The 21,339-nt window shown below is 42.1% G+C and carries 14 protein-coding genes; 4 read left to right on the top strand and 10 right to left on the bottom strand.

What is annotated here, in order from left to right:
• Positions 1–103: 103 nt before the first annotated feature.
• Positions 104–835, top strand: coding sequence for a 5'/3'-nucleotidase SurE (gene surE / locus V5739_RS13630; RefSeq protein ID WP_423818603.1), 732 nt, complete (start codon positions 104–106; stop codon positions 833–835).
• Between the two features lie 319 nt (positions 836–1,154).
• On the opposite strand, the gene V5739_RS13625 is transcribed toward surE, so the two are convergent.
• The 10 genes from V5739_RS13625 to V5739_RS13580 form a co-directional block, all read right to left on the bottom strand.
• On the bottom strand, positions 1,155–2,012 hold the full coding sequence (locus V5739_RS13625) for a BadF/BadG/BcrA/BcrD ATPase family protein (RefSeq protein WP_423818602.1): 858 nt from the start codon (positions 2,010–2,012) through the stop codon (positions 1,155–1,157).
• 55 nt (positions 2,013–2,067) lie between these two features.
• The gene (gene gap, locus V5739_RS13620; RefSeq protein WP_345598276.1) at positions 2,068–3,069 is read right to left on the bottom strand and encodes a type I glyceraldehyde-3-phosphate dehydrogenase; all 1,002 of its coding nucleotides are present in this window, start codon (positions 3,067–3,069) and stop codon (positions 2,068–2,070) included.
• A gap of 21 nt (positions 3,070–3,090) precedes the next feature.
• Positions 3,091–4,077: a 6-phosphofructokinase gene (pfkA, locus tag V5739_RS13615; protein ID WP_266071033.1), complete on the bottom strand. Its 987-nt coding sequence runs from the start codon at positions 4,075–4,077 to the stop codon at positions 3,091–3,093.
• A gap of 124 nt (positions 4,078–4,201) precedes the next feature.
• On the bottom strand, positions 4,202–5,638 hold the full coding sequence (locus tag V5739_RS13610; protein WP_423818601.1) for an alpha-amylase family glycosyl hydrolase: 1,437 nt from the start codon (positions 5,636–5,638) through the stop codon (positions 4,202–4,204).
• Between the two features lie 11 nt (positions 5,639–5,649).
• Positions 5,650–8,058, bottom strand: coding sequence for a TIM-barrel domain-containing protein (locus V5739_RS13605; RefSeq protein ID WP_423818600.1), 2,409 nt, complete (start codon positions 8,056–8,058; stop codon positions 5,650–5,652).
• A gap of 2 nt (positions 8,059–8,060) precedes the next feature.
• The gene (locus V5739_RS13600; RefSeq protein WP_423818599.1) at positions 8,061–9,902 is read right to left on the bottom strand and encodes a glycoside hydrolase family 13 protein; all 1,842 of its coding nucleotides are present in this window, start codon (positions 9,900–9,902) and stop codon (positions 8,061–8,063) included.
• A 10-nt stretch (positions 9,903–9,912) separates the two neighbouring features.
• On the bottom strand, positions 9,913–12,219 hold the full coding sequence (locus V5739_RS13595) for a glycoside hydrolase family 65 protein (RefSeq protein WP_423818598.1): 2,307 nt from the start codon (positions 12,217–12,219) through the stop codon (positions 9,913–9,915).
• Positions 12,220–12,223: 4 nt separating this feature from the next.
• Positions 12,224–12,883: a beta-phosphoglucomutase gene (gene pgmB, locus V5739_RS13590; RefSeq protein ID WP_423820487.1), complete on the bottom strand. Its 660-nt coding sequence runs from the start codon at positions 12,881–12,883 to the stop codon at positions 12,224–12,226.
• Between the two features lie 8 nt (positions 12,884–12,891).
• Complete coding sequence (locus V5739_RS13585) at positions 12,892–14,250, bottom strand: MFS transporter (RefSeq protein ID WP_266071038.1); 1,359 nt, start codon at positions 14,248–14,250, stop codon at positions 12,892–12,894.
• Between the two features lie 107 nt (positions 14,251–14,357).
• Entirely contained in the window at positions 14,358–15,395 is a 1,038-nt protein-coding gene (locus V5739_RS13580) for a LacI family DNA-binding transcriptional regulator (protein WP_423818597.1), read from the bottom strand.
• A gap of 213 nt (positions 15,396–15,608) precedes the next feature.
• Here V5739_RS13580 and V5739_RS13575 point away from each other — a divergent pair, with 213 nt between their 5' ends.
• Genes V5739_RS13575 through V5739_RS13565 form a run of 3 tightly spaced genes read left to right on the top strand, consistent with a single transcriptional unit; the run spans position 15,609 to position 21,287 of the window.
• Entirely contained in the window at positions 15,609–18,533 is a 2,925-nt protein-coding gene (locus tag V5739_RS13575) for a SusC/RagA family TonB-linked outer membrane protein (protein ID WP_345598264.1), read from the top strand.
• Between the two features lie 20 nt (positions 18,534–18,553).
• Positions 18,554–20,146, top strand: a complete 1,593-nt coding sequence (locus V5739_RS13570; protein ID WP_423818596.1) for a RagB/SusD family nutrient uptake outer membrane protein — start codon at positions 18,554–18,556, stop codon at positions 20,144–20,146.
• A gap of 22 nt (positions 20,147–20,168) precedes the next feature.
• Positions 20,169–21,287 (top strand): SusF/SusE family outer membrane protein, encoded by a 1,119-nt coding sequence (locus V5739_RS13565; protein ID WP_423818595.1) that lies wholly within the window; start codon positions 20,169–20,171, stop codon positions 21,285–21,287.
• Positions 21,288–21,339: the final 52 nt, after the last annotated feature.

Here is a 21,339-nt window from a genome sequence, read left to right as displayed (position 1 = left end):
GACAGGAGTTAAAAAGGCTCGTTAACACAGACTTATAATTCTCTCATTTCATGTTTTGCTAAAGTTTTGTAATTTCAGGAATAAGACCAAAAACAATTGCATTATGAAAATACTGGTAACCAATGACGACGGAATATATAGTCCCGGCCTTTCGTGCCTGGCCAAATGTGCTTCAAAATACGGCGAGGTAATCGTTATGGCACCCGATGTTGAACAGTCATCTATGGGGCAGGCAATAACTTCGGCCCGGCCCATTACTTATAAAAAATCCCCCATTCATTTTGAAGGAATAGAAGCGTACAGGGTGAGTGGGACCCCGGCCGATTGTGTAGCGCTGGGCGTTCATTTGTTTGATGATATTGACATTGTACTTTCGGGGATCAATATTGGTGCTAACCTGGGGAATTCGGCGTGGCATTCGGGGACACTTTCTGCAGCCCGGCAGGCGGTGCTTTTTGGGATCCGCGGAATTGCGCTGAGTGTCTCCGTCGGTGAGAACGAACCCGATTTCGACAATTTAGAGCCCTATGTTGTAGCTTCGCTGAAGGAAGTGATGAACGAATCTTCAATGGAGTTGCTCAACATTAATTTCCCAAGAAATCCTGAAGGCGAAATAGTCTGGACCTGCCAGTCGGTACGCCATTATGATGGCAAGGTTGTACAACAGGAAGACCCTATGGGCCGCGAACATTACTGGTTTACGGTTTTCCCAATTGAAGAAGTGGAAGAAGGCACCGACAGATGGGCCGTAAAACACGGCAAAACCAGCATTACCCCAATGATCCTCGACCTTACCGATAAAAAGATCTACGAGGCGAAAAATGGGAAAGGATAATACCTTCTTCGGAAATAGTTTCTTTAAAATACCTTTCAAAAATGACATTTTTGAAAGGTATTTTGATAATAACGTAAACCGAAGCACATAATTTCTTTTGTCAGCAAAAAAATACAATGATTAAAAATACTTTTTCCGAAGAAAAAGGCTTCAGATAAACCAGATCTTAAAAGGCTGAATCTTCTTTCTTATCAGTTTCAGCTGAAAAATTCTCTTTCAGAAAAAAGATCTTCAGAAATGACATTTTAGAGACTTTATAAAAAAATAGCAGCCACCTATGAGAGGCAGCTGCTATGTAAAAAAACTGGAAGGTAAAAAGTTATTTTCCTATGATGTGTTTTCTATAGTAATCAAGAATTCCATCTATTGGCCGCTGTACAAAATTACCCGCCTCAAGCCTGTATGGCTGTAAAGAATCTTTGATAATATCCTGGGAAAAATAAGCGATTGAACCTACAAAATGTATTGGCACATTTTGAGCTTCTTTGAAGCAAAGCACTCTATGTTCAATAAAGTTTTGCATCCCTTCGGCTATTAGCTGATAGAAATACCCATTTCTTTCATTTTTAAAGATGAATTCAGCAAAATGAGCGAGATATGTATTGGGATTATCCTTTTTGTAAATGTTCTCTTTTATGGCATCTGAAGAAAGATCGTACTCTTTTTCGAAGATCTCGGCGAGTTTCTTCGGCATTTTCTTATAGTAGTAATCTCTGATAAGCCTTTTTCCGAAGTAATTTCCGCTGGCTTCGTCCATTAGAATAAAACCGAGAGAATCTGCGGCTGTTCTTATAGATTTTCCGTCGTAATAACAACTGTTGGAACCGGTTCCAAGTATACATACTATGCCCGGCTTATCGGTAACGGCATATACAGCTGCCACCATATCTTCCTGTACCTTTACTTCAGTGGCACCCGAGAAGAATGAACTAAGAATAGATTGCAGTAAGGCTGTAGGTTTAGGGGTACCACATCCTGCACCGTAGAAATGTACCATTTCTACTTTTTCTTTTACCTGGCTTAAGTCAATATTTTCCTCCAGTCTTGCCTGAAGTACTTCGGTTTTGAACACTGCAGGATTAAGTCCTTTGGTGCGCGTTTTCATGATTTGCTCCCCTTTCGAATCTAGTAAGATCCAGTCACACTTTGTGGAGCCTCCGTCTGCTATTAAAATCATAGTAGGAAAGTATCAAAAAGCCCTGAAAGAAAATATCAGGGCTTTTTCTAATTAATTACTTAAGTGAAGCTACGTGAGCAGACAGGTCTACTAATTTAGCTGAATATCCATACTCATTGTCATACCATGCTACCAACTTAAAGAAGTTGTCATTCAAGGCGATACCTGCACCTGCATCAAAGTTACAAACGTGAGGGTTAGACACATAGTCTTGAGATACTACTTGTTCTTCGGTATAAGAAAGAATTCCTTTGTAAGGACCTTCGGCAGCTTTTTTGAAGGCTGCTTTGATATCTTCGTAAGAGGCAGCTTTCTCAGTTCTCACTGTAAGGTCAACTACAGAAACATCGGCTGTAGGAACTCTAAAAGCCATACCAGTTAGTTTCCCGTCAAGTTTTGGAATTACTTTTCCAACTGCTTTAGCTGCTCCGGTAGATGATGGGATAATGTTGATCAAAGCACTTCTACCACCTCTCCAGTCTTTTCTGGAAGGACCATCTACTGTCATTTGTGTAGCTGTAGTAGCGTGAATTGTAGTCATAAGACCTTCTACAAGACCAAACTCATCGTCAACGATCTTAGCCAATGGCGCAAGACAGTTGGTTGTACATGACGCATTTGAAACAACTTTATCATCTGCTGTGATATCCTGATGGTTAACCCCCATCACGAACATTGGAGCATCTTTTGAAGGAGCTGAGATCACCACTTTTTTAGCACCTGCAGTAAGGTGTTTTGCTGCAGTATCTTTAGTAGTGAAAATACCAGTACAATCCATCACGATCTCGGCACCAACTTCGTCCCATTTAAGATCTTCAGGATTTTTTTCGGCAGTAATGCGCACGGTTTTCCCGTTCACAACAAGATTACCACCATCAATTTCCACAGTACCATTAAAGTTTCCGTGAACTGAGTCATATTTTAAAAGATATGCAAGATGGTCTACATCCAGCAGGTCGTTAATTCCCACAACTTCTACATCTTCTCTTTCGCTGGCAATTCTAAAAGCGATTCTTCCAATTCGACCAAATCCGTTTATTCCTATTTTAGTACTCATAATATTTGAATTTAATTTAAATTATACGGTGGTGATATTTAACACCCTTCTCAATTCTTTATCTAGTGGCCTTCGGCCTTTAATGGCAACCTCAAAGTCCACCGACGTTACAATTTTATTGGTTATTCCTACCATGACGCCACTTTCTCCCCTAAGGATGGCTTCAACGGCACCTACGCCCAGTTTACTTGCAAGTACCCTGTCGTAGCAACTTGGCGCACCACCTCTTTGCATGTGGCCCAACACCGAAACCCGAATATCATAGCCTGTGAGGTTTTCGCCAATAAATTCGGCAAGTTCAAAAATGTTCTTTCCGCTTTTTTCACCTTCGGCTACTACAATAATGCTGGAGGTTTTCCCAGATTTCCGGCTTTTCATGAGAGATTCCATCATTCTGTCAATTCCCATGTCTTCTTCAGGAATAAGGATCTCTTCGGCCCCGGCTCCTATCCCACTGTTTAAAGCTATGTCGCCGGCATCGCGGCCCATCACTTCAACAAGGAAAAGGCGGTCATGAGAACTGGCGGTATCGCGTATTTTGTCAATAGCGTCAACCACCGTATTCAAAGCAGTATCGTAACCAATGGTATAATCGGTCCCGTTAATATCGTTATCAATAGTTCCGGGAATTCCTACAATGGGGATATTGTGTTCTTGCTGCAGGTGTATGGCCCCGGTAAAAGTACCGTCCCCGCCAATAACCACAAGCGCATCAATACCGACTTCCTGCAGTTTCTCAAAAGCTTTTGCACGACCTTCTTTGGTCCTGAATTCCTGGGACCGGGCCGATTTGAGAAAGGTTCCGCCTTTATTAATGACATTTCTTACAGAGCGGGCAGTGAGCACCTCAAACTCCCCTTCAATAAGACCTTGAAAGCCTCTGTAAATTCCTATACACTCTATATCGTAGTAAGCACAGCTTCGGGTCACAGCTCTAATTGCTGCATTCATTCCGGGAGCATCGCCTCCCGAAGTTAAAACCCCGATTTTTTTAATATTCTCTAACATCCATGTAAAGCTATTTCAATTATATAAGATAACCTAATGTATTAAACTTCTCAAACGTTTTCGGTTAATAAAAAAGAAAAAAGCCCCATTTTTGAGACTTTTTTCTATTTTTTTGGGGTATTTATTAATTATCTGCTAATATTACATATTCCCAAGGGCCGAAATGATATTGGTCATTTTTCTGCGTTTTAAAATCTTTTTTCCCAAGATAAGGTTGCAATTCACTTTCCATCTCAACGGTAAAATCGACCGGTTTATCTGAAAGGTTTGCTATATAGATAAGCTTCTCTCCATTATTTTCACGTTCAAAAGCCAAAACCTGCTTGTCAGCCGAAGTTTTTAGTCTATTATAACCTGCTGCCTCTTTTGCACCGTGAAGCGCTTCATTTGTAGCTTTAAGCTGTCCCAGTTTTTCGAGTAGTGGCCACATAGTTCCTTTGGTTTTAGGAATGGTGTCTTTTTCAAAGAACCTTAACCTCTTGTCCATATCATATTCCTGCCCGCTGTAGATCAAAGGCATACCAGGAAGTGTGTAAGTGAGGGCAACCATAGCTTCGGAAGCATCTCCCATTCTTTCGCGAACTGTACCGTTCCAGGAATTCTCATCGTGGTTGGTCACAAAGTTCATTAGGTAATCATCCTGTTGATATGTAGTATCTACCTTTTTCATATACGCATCCCATGCTTCAACAGTTACTTCTCCCTGGGCCATTTGGTTCATTAAATGATGGCCTTCCCAGTTGTAGCCCATGTCAAACGCATTGTGAAACAAATCTTTATCTTCAGACTCTGCCAACATGAAAACCGGCTTTGTTTCCTGAAGCCGGGGCACTGCCTGATCCCAAAATTCGGTTGGTACTTCCCCGGCAACATCGGCCCTAAAACCGTCAATATTGTGCTCATCTACCCAGTACTTCATTTCGGCGGTCATGGCCTCCCAAAGTTCCTTATTGTCATAGTTAAGATCGGCTACGTCTGTCCATCCCCATGATTCTCCCGTTTCAGGGTTTAAAGGGTCTACAGGCTCTCCCTTGTCATTTTGAGTGTAGAAATCCGGATGCTCTTCAAGCCATGAGTGGTCCCATCCTGTGTGGTTAGCCACCCAGTCAAGAATTACATACATGCCGTTCTCATGTGCAGTTTTCACCAGCTCATCAAAGTCTTCTTTAGTTCCAAATTCAGGATTTACTTCGGTATAATCGGCAATAGCGTAGTAGCTTCCGAGGTATTTCTTTCTTTCTTCAGGATCTTCAATATCCTCGATACTCAAATCGCCGGTAGCTTTTCTTCGCACTTCAGAAATTGGGTAAATTGGCATTAACCAAATAACTTTCACTCCTAAATCTTTTAGCTGCGGAATGTCTTGTGTAAAAGCATCAAAAGTACCTTCGGGAGAATATTGCCGTATGTTGGCTTCGTAGATCACTGCCGACTCCAAAGCCTCGTTGTCAACAGGCGCAATGCTCTGCTCCTCCTGAACTTCGGTTGCACCCTGCTCCGGCTCATTTTTACAGGAAGCCAGGGTTAATATGCCCAGTAATAAAATTGAAATTTTTTTCATGTGAAAAAGGTTTAATTAATAAATGTAAGGGTTGTATTATTTTCTTTTAAAGCCACGGGTAATACAGCCCGTTGCTCGGTTGCATGGTATTTGAAAGGAATTTTTTTCCCACGTACCAGGATTTCTTTTGGCTTGCGCTGCAAATTGTGAATAATGAGATCTATTTCTTTGAATTCTAAAGATCTCCCCTCTTTGCCGGCCTTCTTTGAAATGCTAAGCTGTAGTTTATTGCCTTCTTTTCGGCTTTTTAGATAAAGAAGCTCGTACTCCCCGGTCGCAAAAGTTTCAGGAGTTTTACCGTCATCATGATAAAGGATGTCTTCAGTTTCACCGGCTTCCCTGTCATAAAAGTAATGTAGCTCTACATCTTCTGCGGAAAAATTCTGCGTGGTTTGTAATGGTTTTGTCATGGGAACAAAGGCGCCGCCTCTTACAAAAGTTGGTATATATTCTTCTTGCAGCTGAATTGTAGCCGTACTGCCCCCCGAATATTTCTTTCCTGAATAAAAGTCAAACCAGTTAGATCCCTTCGGAAAATACACCTCCTGTTCCTTAATATTCTCCTGAAGTACAGGCGAAATCAAGAAGTTCTTACCCCACAGGTAAGTACCTGCCACCGAGTAAAGCCTGAAGTTATCCGGTTCTTCAAAAAACAGTGGTCGCATAAGCGGCAATCCTTCGGTAGAATTCCTGAAAGCCAGGGTGTAATTGTAAGGCAGGAGTTTGTAACGGAGTTCGATCGCTTTTTTAGCCAGTTCTTTGGTACGTTGTTCTCTAAAAACAGGTTCTGAAGGCACTTCTTCCTGGGCGTGTGGCCGGTAAACAGGCTGAAATACCCCATATTGCAACCATCTTACATACAATTCGTTATTCAGGTTATCACCTGCAAATCCGCCGAGATCGGAGTGCATATAGGCGAGTCCCTGTAATCCCATTTGTAGTGAAATTTCGGGCTGTGGTTTTAAGCCGCCCCAGCTCCTATTCACATCACCAGACCATGGCATTAATCCAAACCGCTGTGACCCTGCAGCCCCGGCGCGCATTAATATGAACGGCCGCTGGTCTAAAAAGGCATTTTCATAACCTTCATGTATTAATTTGGCCCAGTAATGCCCATAAATATTGTGCATTTCATTTGCAGTGCCCGTCGCGTGTATAAGATCTTCAGGATGAACTTCGGGTTCTCCCAGGTCGCCCCACCAGCCACCAACACCCATTTGGGTGAGCTCTTTATAAATGTTCCAGAACCACTTTTGTGCCCCGGGCTCAAAGATGTCAATTAAGCCGGTGTTTCCGAAGTAAAAGTCATAAGTAAAAGGCTTTCCGAGGGAATCCTTTGCTAAAACGTCATTTTGCACGGCTTCTTCCCAACGGTTTGACGTGGTGAGAATGAAAGGTTCGGTTACCAGCACGGTTTTCACCCCGTCTTGTGCCAGGTTGTGCATCATTTCTTCAGGATTGGGAAAAGAATCGGTGGCAAATTCAAGGTTTCCCATAGTCCCGGTAATTTCATGCCCAAACCAGAAGAGATCAATGATCACAGCATCTACCGGAATTTCTTCTTCCCTGAATTTCTCAATGGTTTCCTCTACCTCTTTACGAGAATGATAGCCAAAACGGCTTGAAAAGTTGCCCAGGGCCCACCGTGGCGGCAAAGGCTGCCTTCCGGTTAATAAAGTGTAATTACCAACAATATTTTCCCAGGTTTTTCCCACCACCAGCTGGTAAGTCTTTCTCCCGCCAATAGTCTCATAGCTCAAAGTATTGCTAAAACTGCTGTCCAGGTCGAGAAAGCCGATAGGTGCATTATCAAAGTGCAAAAGGTACTTTTCTGAAGACAGCACCACGGGCAATGTAAAGTTGAGCAGCTCACTTTTGGTCTCGTAGCCGTAATGTGCCCTGTTGTACAGTTCCAGCCGGTTGCCGCGCCTGTTCATTCCCAGGGCACGGGCGCCACCGCCCATCAACACTTCGGCTTCAGTAAGGTTGAAATCTATCTTTTCAAGCTCCTCCCCTTTTGAATAACCAGCTTTTTCTGAAATCACCTTTTCCCCTTCAAAAAAATAGGTGACCTGAAATGGCATTTTTGACACCACAATATCAAGACCTTCAGAATCAATAATGACGGATTCTTTTTCTTCGGAAACAGTGAAATTAACCGCCTGTGGCTCAAGCACCACGGCGTGCGATTTCTCCATATATTCTTCTCCTGAAGGAATAAAGGCAGTCTCAACAACCTCGGGCGTAAAATACCTGAAGATGTATTTACCGTCACTTGTTGAAAACTCAACGCCCGATTCGGTTTTCGCTACTTCCCGGAAAATTCTTTCCGGGTTTTGAGCGAATAAAGAGAAAGACATCAAAAGAAGGGCATTCAAAAATGCCATTTTAGAGAGGTCTTTCAGCAGGAAGTTTATCATGATTATTTTAGTTCAAGTACGAGCGGGGATTTTCCTGAAACTTCAAGATTTTGATCAAGAGAGATCTGTTCTCCCGAAATAATATCTTTTCCTGAAGTTGCGCCAGCCAAACCTTCAGCAAAACGAGTAAGATCAAGGGTTTGAGCTTTAGGGTTATTGTTGATCACCACCATCATCCTGTCATTTTCGTTATACCTGAAGTAAACGTAAACATTCTCAAGCGGAGCGTACTGCAACAAATTTCCGGTATGAATTACCTCGTTGTTCTTACGGTAATTCAGCAGTTTTTTGGTGAACGAATGGTATTCATTCTGTTGTTGGGTTCTTCCGGCTTCAGTAAAAGCGTTTTGTTCATCTCCAGCCCAGCCTCCGGGGAAATCCCTGCGAATATCGGCATCTCCTTTTGCAGGTTTGTCGCCGCGCATGCCAATCTCATCTCCATAATATAACTGCGGAATGCCACGAGTGGTTAAAATAAGCGTCATGGCGAGTTTGTATTTATCTACATCGCCATCAAACTCTTCATTAATACGGTTGGTATCGTGATTGGCCGCAAACACTAAAAGATTGTAAATGTTATTGTAGAGAAAATCGTTGGCAAAATTGTCATAAGCCCTTACCATACCATCTGCCCAGCTTTGTTCATCTTCATTGAACATCACCATGATAGCATCGTGAAGCGTGAAGTCCATTACTGATGGCAGGTAGGAATTATAGCTTTGAATAGCTCCAACAGGAGAATCTTTTTGCCAGTAGGAAATTTGCGCCTGATCGTGCATCCAGACCTCTCCTACAATGTTGAAATTTGGATATTCATCCATTACTGCTTTAGTCCATTTAGAAATCCCCTCCTTCTCATTATAAGAATAGGTGTCTACCCTAAAACCATCCAGACCTGAATATTCTATCCACCAAATGGCATTTTGGATAAGGTAATTCAGCACCAATGGGTTGCTCTGGTTAAGATCGGGCATGGTAGATGTAAACCAGCCGTTCTCATTTAATTCTGTATCCACTTTAGAGCTGTGGGTATCGAATTGGGTGGTCATGCGGTAGTTTGAATTCTTATAGCCGGGAAACTGGTGCACCCAGTCATAAGTCGGCAAATCTTTGATCATCCAGTGCTCTGCGCCCCAGTGGTTGGTCACATAATCCATGATCAACTTCATATCGCGCTTTTCCATCTCGGTAGCCAGGCGACGGTAATCTTCATTAGTGCCATAACGCGGATCTATTTTATACACATCACTTTGTGCATAGGTGTGATAAGAGTAAGCAGGATCATCATCTTCAAGTAAAGGCGTACTCCAAAGGGAAGTAACTCCAAGATCTTCTAAATAATCAAGGTTTTGAATGATACCTTCTATATCGCCACCATGCCTGCCTCCGGGATTACTCCTGTCGGCTTTTTCCTGTAGTTGAGGATGCGAATCATTAGAAGGATTGGCATTGGCAAACCTGTCGGGCATGATAAGGTAAATAGCATCTGACGCATCAAAACCTTCCCTAAGAGCCGATCCCGGTTCGCGCTGCTTCAGCTCGAAGGGATAAGACATGCTTTTTTTGCCCTTTTTGGATAACCTGATGTTGTAAGTAGCAGGCTTAAGACCTTCAGTCTGCACAGTTACAAAAAGGTAATTTGGGTTTTCGGTCTTTCTAATATTGCTCACTATCATTTCTGAAGGAGTAGAAACTGAATATTCAGCAATATTATTTCCGTAGAACATTAACTGAATTTCTGACCGGTTCATGCCGCTCCACCAAAAAGGCGGTTCAACCCTCTCTATCTGGGCATTTACAGATAACCCAAACAGGAACAAGAAGAGGAAAATATAGTTTTTCATAATTGGCATTTTAGACGGTGACGGGCACACTGGGTTCAACTTTGACCGGTTTCCCTTTTACCAGGATCTCCAGAGGTTTATCACCTTCAAGTGAGAAACTTGTTTTACCCGGTGCCACATTAATTTTTAAGATTTGATTTCTGAAGTTGAGCTTGAACGAGAAGCTTTCCCAGCCTTCAGGAATTTGCGGATTGAAAGATAAAGTACCGTTGAGCACGCGCATTCCGCCGAAACCTTCAACAATACTCATCCAGGTACCAGCCATACTTGTAATATGACAGCCTTCTTTCACCTCGTTGTTATAGTCGTCTAGATCTAGCCTTGAGGTTCTAAGGTAGAATTCGTAAGCCTGCTCCATTCTGCCCAAAGCCGCGGCCTGTATGCTGTGCACGCAGGGCGAAAGGGAAGATTCATGAACGGTAAGGGGCTCATAGAAATCAAAATGCTTTTCAAGCTCTTCTTTTGAAAACTGATCTTCAAAGAAGTAGAAGCCCTGCAGCACATCGGCCTGTTTGATATAACAGGAACGCAAAATCCTGTCCCAGCTCCACTTCTGGTTAATAGGCCGCTGAGATTTAGGTAATTCGGATACCGGAATGATCTCCTTATCGAGGAAATTATCCTGTTGCAGGAATACCTTATACTCTTCGGAATAAGGGAAATACATCTTTTCTGAAACTTCTTTCCATTCGGCTAACTCTTCAGCAGAAAGGGTGGTCTTAGCCATTAGCCTTTCATAATCTGAAGCATAGTCAGATTTAACCTTTTCAAGACTTTCCATACAATAATCTATACACCATTTAGCCAGGTAATTGGTATACCAGTTATTGTTTACGTTGTTCTCATATTCATTAGGGCCGGTGACACCAAGTATCACATATTTGTCTCTTTTTGTACTGTAGTTTGCACGCTGTTGCCAGAATCTTGCAATAGCGATCATTACTTCAAGTCCTTTTTCGGGAATATAGCTAAAGTCACCTGTGTAGTCTACGTACCTTTTAATGGCCACCACCATAGCACCATTCCTGTGGATTTCTTCAAAAGTGATCTCCCATTCGTTGTGGCTCTCTTCCCCATTCATCGTTACCATTGGGTACAGTGCCGCTCCATTGGAGAAGCCCAGTTTTTTGGCATTTTCAATGGCCTTGTTGAGATGGTTATATCTATAGGTAAGCAGGTTTCTTGCAACCGACTGATTTTTTGTAGCCATGTAAAAAGGAATACAGTAGGCTTCGGTATCCCAATAAGTACTACCGCCGTATTTTTCGCCGGTAAAACCTTTAGGCCCAATATTGAGGCGGGCATCTTCGCCAAGGTAAGTTTGGTTAAGCTGGAATATATTGAACCTGATTCCCTGCTGTGCTTTCACATCACCCTGAATGGCGATATCGGCAGTTTCCCAGATAGAAGCCCAGGCTTCTTTTTGTTCGTTGAGCAGGTTTTCAAATCCGGCATCAACAGCAGCATCAAGAACTGAAGTAGCAGCCTGTACAAGCTGGTCGCGCTTGTGGTTCATATCGGTTACATAACCAGCGAACTTGTGAAGGGCAATTTTTTCACCCTTTTCGGCTTCGGTAGTATACCTGAAGATCACCTTTTCATCAAAGCTCACTTCGGAAGCTTCAATATTTTGCTTACTGCCGTTCCTGTATAGCCCCGACTGCATGAAGGCGGTGGCGTGAAATTCGGTTTTTAAAGTCTTGGCAGTGATGAAGCCTTTGTCTTCATTGGTTTTTACCTCGAGGGTTTTCCAGAATTTCTCTTCCCAGTTTGCATCTTCATTGGTGATTCCACTGTCAAGGTAAGGTTCAAAAACTATTGTTGCGTCGCTGTTAATTACCTCGACTTCATAATTTATCACTCCCAGTTCATTCCTTTTTAGAGAAAGGAATCTTATTACCTTAACTGAAACCTCAAGCCCGTTTGGCATCACAGCGGTAAAGCTGCGCTCATACCAGCCTTCTTTCATGTTAAGTTCCCTTCTGAAATTCTTTACTTCCTTACAGGTAGCAAGATCTAAGGCTTCCCCATTGATAAAGACATTAATCCCTATCCAGTTTGGAGCATTTAAAACTTTGGCGAAATATTCGGGGTACCCGTTTTTCCACCAGCCCACTTTGGTTTTATCGGGATAGTAAACTCCTGCTATGTAGCTTCCCTGAAAAGTGCTCCCAGAGTAATATTCTTCGAAGTTTGCTCTTTGTCCCATAGCACCGTTCCCTATGCTAAAAAGACTTTCTGAAGACTCTACTCTCTCTGCATCAAATCCCTCTTCCAGAATTGACCAGTTATTCGGTTTTATATAATCCTGATTCATTTCTTTACTTTCTAAGTATTTTTTCTATAAAATCAATATCTATCTCGGTAAAATCGGCGAAATTATAATCCGCTTCTTTTAGTATTTCACTATCTCCTATTCCTATGCTAAGCATTCCGGCCACGTTGGCTGCCTCAACACCTGCAACAGAATCTTCAAAGACAATGCAATCTTCGGGTGCCATTCCGAGTTTTTCAGCAGCAATTAAAAAGACTTCGGGATTGGGTTTGGCTTTAGTCACATCATTTCCATCTACAATAGCCGTAAACCTTTTTTCAATATCCAACCCTTTTAATATAGGACGGGCATTTTTACTCGCCGAGCCCAGTGCAAACGGAGTATTGTTTTCGGTTAAATAATCCAGTACTTTTTTTACTCCCGGTAAGAGATCGGCCTCATCCATGTGGGCGATCCTTGCGAGGTAATCTTCATTCTTGGAGGTCATGAGGCGTTCAAATTCACTCTCGCTTACCGTTTTATTCCCCCAGCCCAATATTTGCTCAAGGGAATGCACTCTACTCACTCCTTTTAACTGTTCATTTTGTTCAAGTGTAATATCAAAACCCAGATCATTGGCCATCTTTCTCCACGCCAGGTAATGAAACTTTGCGGTATCAACTATTACTCCGTCCAGGTCGAATATTATTCCTTTTGAATTCTTCATCATTTCTTTTAAACTTTTTTTACTACTACCGGTTCATCCACATCGTGAATCCTCACACATAATGCGGCGGCTATAAGAAAGGCTACACCACTGGTCACCAGGGCATAAATAGGATCTCCATCATAGAGGTATTTTACCATGGGGCCTCCTATTATGGCATTAATAATTTGGGGAATAACAATAAAGAAGTTAAAGATCCCCATATAGACTCCCATTTTTCTCGGCGGAATTGATCCTGCCAATATTGCGTAAGGCATTGCAAGAATACTTGCCCAGCCAATTCCAACCCCTACCATAGAAAGCAACAACCAATATTCGTTAGGAGCTATATATATAGACAGTAACCCCAGCCCTCCCAGAACAAGAGAGAACATGTGGGTGGTTTTTCTTCCGAGTTTTAGTGCGATCACCGGGAGGAAAAAAGCGAATACTGCCGAGACGGCGTTGTATACACCAAACAGCACTCCCACCCAGTCTCCGGCATCCTGGTAAGTTTCACTGCTATTATCTGAAAGAGGCAAACCATACACGTGATGTGCTATTGCCGGAGTGGAGAATACCCACATTCCAAAAAGGCCAAACCATGAAAAGAACTGTACCCAGGCAAGCTGGCGCATAGTGAATGGCATGTTTTTGAAATCGGTAAAAATATCGAGGAGGCTGGATTTCTTTTCGGTTTCCACTTCATCTTCTGAAACGTGGTCATCCATTTTTTCAAGTTCTTCTGGAGAGTATTCTTTGGTGGTGAAGACTGTAACAAGAATACTTATTACCAGGATCGCAGCACCTATAACAAAGGAGAGTAAAAGGTGCAATGGTACTTCCCCGGCCACAGCACGATTGCTAATGTTAAACCAGTTAGCAAGAACGTAAGGCAACCAGGAACCTACTACAGCTCCTATCCCAATTAAAACTGTTTGTACACTAAAGCCCAGTGTGCGCTGGTCTGATGGAAGATTATCGGCCACTAAAGCCCTAAAGGGTTCCATGGCAATGTTGAAGGATGCATCCATTACAAAGAGCATCCCGGCGCCAATCCAAAGAGATGGAAGAATGGCAATAAAAAGATCGGCATTAGGCATTAAAATCAAACCTGCTGCTGCCATTAAGGCTCCGGTAAGAAAGAAAGGCCGCCTTCGTCCTAATTTTGTCCAGGTTCGGTCACTGTAATAACCAATAATAGGTTGGATTATAAGGCCGGTTATAGGTGCCACAAGCCAGAACCATGACAGTTCATGAACATCGGCTCCAAAAATTTGCAGGATTCTACTTGCATTGGCATTTTGAAGGGCAAAACCAAGCTGGATGCCCAGAAATCCAAAACTCATGTTCCAGATTTCCCAAAAACTCAGGGTGCGTTTTTGCATTATCGTATTGTTTGATTACGATAAGCTGTTTAGACTTATCAAAACTTATTAAAGGAAAGTAGAAATATAAGTTCTGATATAAAATCCCGGCAAAGATAATAAAAATATTAAACCGCCGGCATTTTTCTGTTTTGTGTAGATTCCCGTTCTATAAGACTGGTTTTTACTATAGTGGTTTGGAATTTTTCTTCTGTAGTATCATTTTCGATCCTGTCAAGAAGTAAATCGGCGGCTTTTGCACCCATTTCTGCGCCATGCTGGTTTACGGTACTCAAAGTGGGAATAAACCTGCGCGAGAGTTCTCCGTCAGAAAAGCTGAAGACCAGAACATCACCTGGTACAGACCGTCCCTGACTTATTATTGCTTTTACCGCACTTGTAGCAAATTGTTCATTTACCGCAAAAATTCCGTCTACCTCTCTTTCAGAAAGGAATTGGGCAATTTCTTCATGGCTGTTTTCCACATCTTCAATCTTAAGGATGAGATCTTCTTCAACTTCCAGGTCATTATTCCGAAGTGCCAGGAGATACCCTTCCGTTCTCAGTTTTCCCACACTTATATAATCAACTGTGGTAATAATTGCTATTTTTCGGCACCCGTTATCTATAAGTTGCTGAACGGCATCCCTTGCGCCATCACTGTCGTCTATGATCACCTTATCACATATAATATCATTCACCACCCTGTCTACCATCACCACCGGCATACCCTGGCTTATTACTTCTTCGAGGTGATGATAATCTCCTTTTTGCTGCGTTTCTTTGGCTACAGAAAGTATAAAACCATCTATACTCCCATTGGCCAGCATTTCGAGGTTGATCACCTCCCTGTCAAAGGAATTATTTGATAAACAGATGAGAACGTTATAACCACGTTTGTTTGCCACTTCCTCCACCCCGCTAATAACGGTAGCAAAAAAATCATGTACTATTTCGGGCAGCACCAAACCAATGGTCTTTGTCCTGCGGTTTTTAAGACTCAGGGCAATATTGTTGGGTTTGTAATTATAGAGCTTGGCAAAAGCCTGTATTTTTTGACGGGTATCGTCACTAATTTCGGGACTGTCGCGTAAGGCTTTTGAAACTGTTGAGACTGAGACATCAAGCTCTCGTGCTATCTGCTTAAGGGTAAGTTTTGGCTTCATTGTAAGGGGATTAAGATGGAGACCGGTTAAAAATGGTAAATCTATAATATTTTACTGTTAAATTAAGATTATGATAAAGTTTTCAACACGAAATCGATTTCGAAGGGTTTAGTGTTTTATTTAATACCTGTAGATCCTTTTAGAATAGCTACTTTTATTCCCGGAAAGTAGAAATATAAGGTTAAAATAAGTAAAACCTAACAAAGCAAATTTATGAGAACATTTATTAAAAGCACATTGCTCATGTTATTGATGCCAATGAGCTTTTTTGCTCAATCCACTGTTAGCGGTATAATTACCGAAAGGGATACCGGGATGCCCATTCCGGGTGCTAACATAGTAATTAGAGGTACCACGACCGGTACCACTACAAATTTTGACGGGGAATACACACTTGACGGGGTGAATCTTGATGACGTGATAGTGATATCATATATTGGATTTACTCCCCAGCAAATTCCTTTTACCGGGCAGGAAACAATCAACGTACAACTTGCCCCCGATACAGCTATACTTGAAGAAGTAGTTCTAATTGGATACGGTTCTACGCGAAGACAGGATGCTACCGGTGCCGTTCAACAAATTTCCACTGAAGACTTTAACCAGGGAGCCATTGTCTCTCCTGAACAGTTGATTCAGGGTAAATCGGCCGGGGTTCAAATTACCTCTGGTAGTGGTGCACCCGGTGGTGGCACCGAGATAAGAATTCGTGGTGGTTCCTCTTTATCAGCCAACAACTCACCACTTATAGTGGTTGACGGTGTACCTTTAGATCAAAGAGGTGTACAGGGTGTAAGAAACCAGTTGAACGCTATTAACCCTAATGAGATCCAGGATTTCGTAGTACTTAAAGATGCTTCGGCAACTGCCATCTACGGTTCAAGGGCCTCTAACGGTGTAATTCTTATCACTACTAAAAAAGGTAAAAAGAATTCAGACCTCAAGTTTGAGTATGACCTTAAAGCTTCTGTTGGAGAGGTAGTAGAAACAGTTGATGTTCTAAACGCTGAGCAGTTTAGAAACCTCATTGAAACTACTCCTGGTACCGATGTTGGTCTTTTAGGTGATGCCAGTACAGATTGGCAGGATGAGATCTACCAGACTTCGGTAGGTGCAATTCACAACCTTACAGTTTCACAGGGTCTTGAGAATTTTTACTACAGAGTAAACTTTAACCACACTTCTCAAACCGGGGTCTTAAGAACAGATGCTTATGAGAGAAACGCGTTAAACACTGCGTTCAATTACGATCTTTTAGACAACGATCTTAAACTTACCCTTACTGCCAAGGGAAGTATTGACCGTAACGACTTTGCTGATGAAGGGGCTATTGGTGCTGCAGTAAACTTTGACCCTACCAAGCCTGTTTATGATGAAAACAGCCGTTATGGAGGATTCTATGAGTGGACGAACAACAAAGGGGTTGCTTTACAACAGGCTACCCGAAATCCTGTAGCACTTTTACTGCAACGGGAAGATGAAGGCAAAACCAAACGTTTGATCACAAACTTCAACATAGATTATAGAATCCCATTAATTGACGATCTAAAGTTCAATTTAAATGCAGGAGTTGATTATTCTGAAAATGATGGTTTTAACATACGCCCTACAACTTCTGCAGTTGTACTTCAGGATATCGCCGATGAAGAGATTTACTGGGGAATGAATAGAAACCAGTTACTGGATTTCTATTTCAACTATAAGCCTTATGTTGAATCTTTAAGCACTGCTTTTGATTTTACAGTAGGACATTCTTACCAGGAGTTCTTTATCTCCAGCCAGCAGAGATATACCGATGCTGCCGTAGAAGGAAACTGGGTGCTAAATCCAATCACAATTGACAGGAATGCCCTTGAATCTTACTTTGCAAGAGCAAGTTTTGACATTGACGACAAGTACCTGATTTCTGGTAGTTACCGTATGGATGGCTCCTCAAGGTTTAGTGAAGATAATAGATGGAGCTCCTTCCCTGCTGTCTCTCTAGGTTGGAAAGTTAACAATGAAGATTTCCTTAAAGATTCAGGCGTACTTTCAGAATTAAAATTAAGAGCAGGATACGGGGTAACAGGTAACCAGGAGATTGGTCCTAACTATGGCTATATGGGCATTTATACACCGAGTGAAAGAGGTGCCAGCTACCAGTTTGGTGATCGTTTCTATCAAACCCTTAGACCAGAAGAATATGATAAAGATCTTCAATGGGAAGAATTACAAACCTATAACGTAGGTATTGACTTCGGACTCTTTAATGATCGTTTATCAGGTAGTGTAGATGCCTACCACAGAACTACCGAGAACCTGTTGGCGGAAGTACCAGTTCCTGCCGGTGCTAATCTTTCTGACAGATTGATCACTAACGTAGGAGAAACTGTGAGTAAAGGTCTTGAAATTGGTCTGAACGGAGATTTGATAAGGTCAGACAAGATGAACTGGTCTGTTAACTACAACATCACCTTCCAGGATCTTGAAATTACTAAATTATCATTGGGAGAAGATCCAAACTTCTTTATACCACAAGGAGAAATAAGCGGTGGTGTTGGTAACATGATCCAGATCTGGAAAAAAGGCATTGACCCAACTACTTTCTTTGTATACAGACAGGTTTATGATCCAAATGGAGAGCCTATTGAAGGAGCGTATGTTGATGTGAATGGAGACAACACCATTACTGAAATTGACCGTCAACCATACAAAAAAGGATCCCCAGACTTCTACATGGGCTTAAGCAGTAACTTCAACTATAAGGATTTCGATTTCAGTTTTACCTGGAGAGGAAGCTTTGGAGGTTACATGTACAACAACATGCAGTCTGCTACCGGATTTAGAGGAGCGGGAACTGTTACTCCACAGCCTTACTATTCAAACTTTAACTCAAACGTTCTGGAGTCAGACTTCAATGAAAGTCAGTTCTTCTCAGATTATTATGTTCAAAGTGCAGATTTTGTGAAGCTTGACAACGTATCTATTGGATACTTAATTGCAGGTGAAAAAGTAGACTTTCGTGCTTCTTTAACCGCAACCAATGTATTGACCATTACAGATTATGACGGTCTAGACCCTGAGATCTCTGGCGGAATAGATAACAACTTCTATCCAAGACCAAGAACGTACACTTTAGGGCTTAATCTTACTTTTTAGAGAATTAAAAAACTATGAATATGAACAATAAAATAAAATCATTCTTTCTCCTCTTCCTCAGCGTTACTATTCTGGGGTCTTGTGAGAGTGAATTAGATCTTCAGCCTGAAGACAACAGGGAAGTACCGGGTCAACTGCTAAATGATTCGGCTGCTTATAAACAGTTCCTGGCTAAACTTTATGCCGGTCTTGCTGTGAGTGGGCAGGAAGGCCCTGCAGGGAATCCCGACCTTTTAGGGCTAGACGAAGGATTTTCACAATACCTCCGTCTCTACTGGATGCTCCAAGAATTACCTACAGATGAAGCCCTAATGGGCTGGAATGACGGTACTATTGCCGACTTACATGGACAAAACTGGACTTCAGGTAACGAATTTATTCGTACAATGTACTCCAGGATTATGTATCAAATTGCACAGGCTAACGAATATATTCGCCAGTCAAGTGATGCAAATTTAAGCGCCAATGGAATTGATGAATCTCAATTCACCGAAGTTCAACAATTTAGAGCAGAGGCAAGATTCCTTAGAGCTTTGAGTTATTACCATGCCATGGATCTTTATGGAAATCCTCCTTTTATCAATGAAGACAGTCCTGTAGGGGCTTTCCTTCCGGAGCAAATCCAGAGAGCAGATCTTTTCAATTACATTGAAAGTGAACTACTCGACATTGAAGGTAAAATAGTAGCCGCAGGCCAAAATGAATATGGCCGTGCAGACCAGGCTGCTGTCTGGACACTTCTTGCCAAACTTTACCTTAATGCAGAAGTTTATACTGGCACCCCAAGATACAGTGAAGTACTCACCTATACCCAAAAAGTTATAGATGCAGGGTACACACTTGTAGACGATTATGAAAAGCTCTTCCTTGCCGATAATGATGTTAACGGTGCGCAAAACGAGATCATTTTCCCTATCAGGTTTGATGGTCTTAACACTAACTCTTACGGCGGACTAACCTTTGTTATCCACGCATCTATTGGTGGTGATATGGATCCTGAAGAATTTGGAGTAAACTCTGGATGGGCAGGTCTAAGAACAACACCAGAATTTGTAAGCCTGTTTCCTGATGGAGCCAATTCTGCAGATGGAAGAGAAATGTTCTACACCGAAGGTCAAAATCTTGAAGTCAATACCATAAGCAACTTCGCAGATGGTTATGCCGTAGGTAAATTTAAAAACGTAGATGTTAATGGAAACCAGGGTAGCGATGCTACCGGAGAGCATGTAGATACTGATTTCCCTTTGTTTAGACTGGGAGACGTTTACCTCATGTATGCCGAAGCTGCTTTTAGAAGCAACACAAACATGGCACAGGCGGTAGATTACATCAATGAACTAAGAGAAAGAGCTTATGGAGAAGGTAACGGTCTTATTACTGCAAGTGCAATCAACAACAACTTCCTTATCAACGAACGTGGAAGGGAATTATATTGGGAAGCTCACAGAAGAACAGACCTTATCCGTTTTAACCGTTTTACCGAGAATGGAGTTTGGGCATGGAAAGGAGATGTTCCGCAAGGGACAACCACTGCCGCCTACAGGAACCTGTTCCCTATTCCGGCTTCCGATCTGGGAGTAAACACCAACTTAACACAAAATCCAGGATACTAACCTTATTTATAAAATGAGAACAATGAAAAAATTATCAATAGTACTATTAGCTTTTGTCGCTCTTGCAGGATTTAACGCCTGTACGAGTGATGATGATGTGGTATTCATCGCAAATCCCGATGCTGAGGGAATCCACTTTACAAATACTTTTGCTTCCACTTACGATCTTACAGAAATGGAGTCAGGAGATGTTGTAGATAGATTTGTGTGGAATGAAGTAGATTTTGAAGTTTCTACCAATATTAACTATGAGGTACAGGGAGCACTTACCGAAGGTTTTGAAAACCCTGAAACCTTAGGTAGTACTTCTATTAATAATCTGGACATCACAGCACAGCAACTTATTAAACTTGTTGCAGAAACTGAACTGGATGAAAATGATATGACCACAGTCTACGTAAGAGTAGTGGCTTCTCCTGGAACTGCAGGTGAAATGGCTCACATTTCTGAAGTTGAGTCTTTCACTATTGTTGTACCTACAGAACCTGAATACATTAACCTGTATATGGTTGGTGACGCTACTGCTGCAGGATGGAACCCAGACAATAACAATACTCCTCTATTCCGTGATGCAGAGAATGCTAATATTTACTACTACACTGGTAAACTGAAAGCCGGAGCACTAAAATTTGTTGAAACAACCGGGTGGGCACCACAGTATGGCTCATCTGAAGAAGGAGTTTTAACATACCGCGAAACAGAAGCTGATCCAGATCCTGCCGGAATTACAATTCCTGCAGAAGGATATTACACAGTTGTGGTTAATACAAAAGATCTTACTTACACTTTAGAGCCAGCTCCAGATGCTGCCGATAAAAAGACTTATGAAATGATAGGTTTGGTGGGAGCAGGAACTACAGTTGGATGGCCTGGTGATGACAACCCAACTCCAGACATTCTGCTTACCAAGTCAGCCTTTAATCCTCACATTTGGTTCACAGAAGATGTGGTTCTTTCTGAAGCTGGAATAAAATTCAGAGCTAACCAGGATTGGAGTGTTAGCTGGGGTGGTGGAGTAAACTTCCCAAGTGGTTTGGCTACAGGTGATGACATCATTGTCTCTAAAGCCGGAACCTACAATGTGTGGTTTAACGATGTTACCGGACGCTACCTGTTTATTGAGCAGGAAGCAGCCGAATAGGAAATAGAAACCCAAAAAAAGGCTGCCTGGCGCAGCCTTTTTTATTTAATTC

Origin of the sequence: Salinimicrobium sp. TIG7-5_MAKvit (genome assembly GCF_049569215.1) — a bacterium.
Classification (GTDB): domain Bacteria; phylum Bacteroidota; class Bacteroidia; order Flavobacteriales; family Flavobacteriaceae; genus Salinimicrobium; species Salinimicrobium profundisediminis.
Note: the sequence above shows the minus strand (reverse complement) of the source record. Positions and strands in the feature narration are given on the sequence as shown.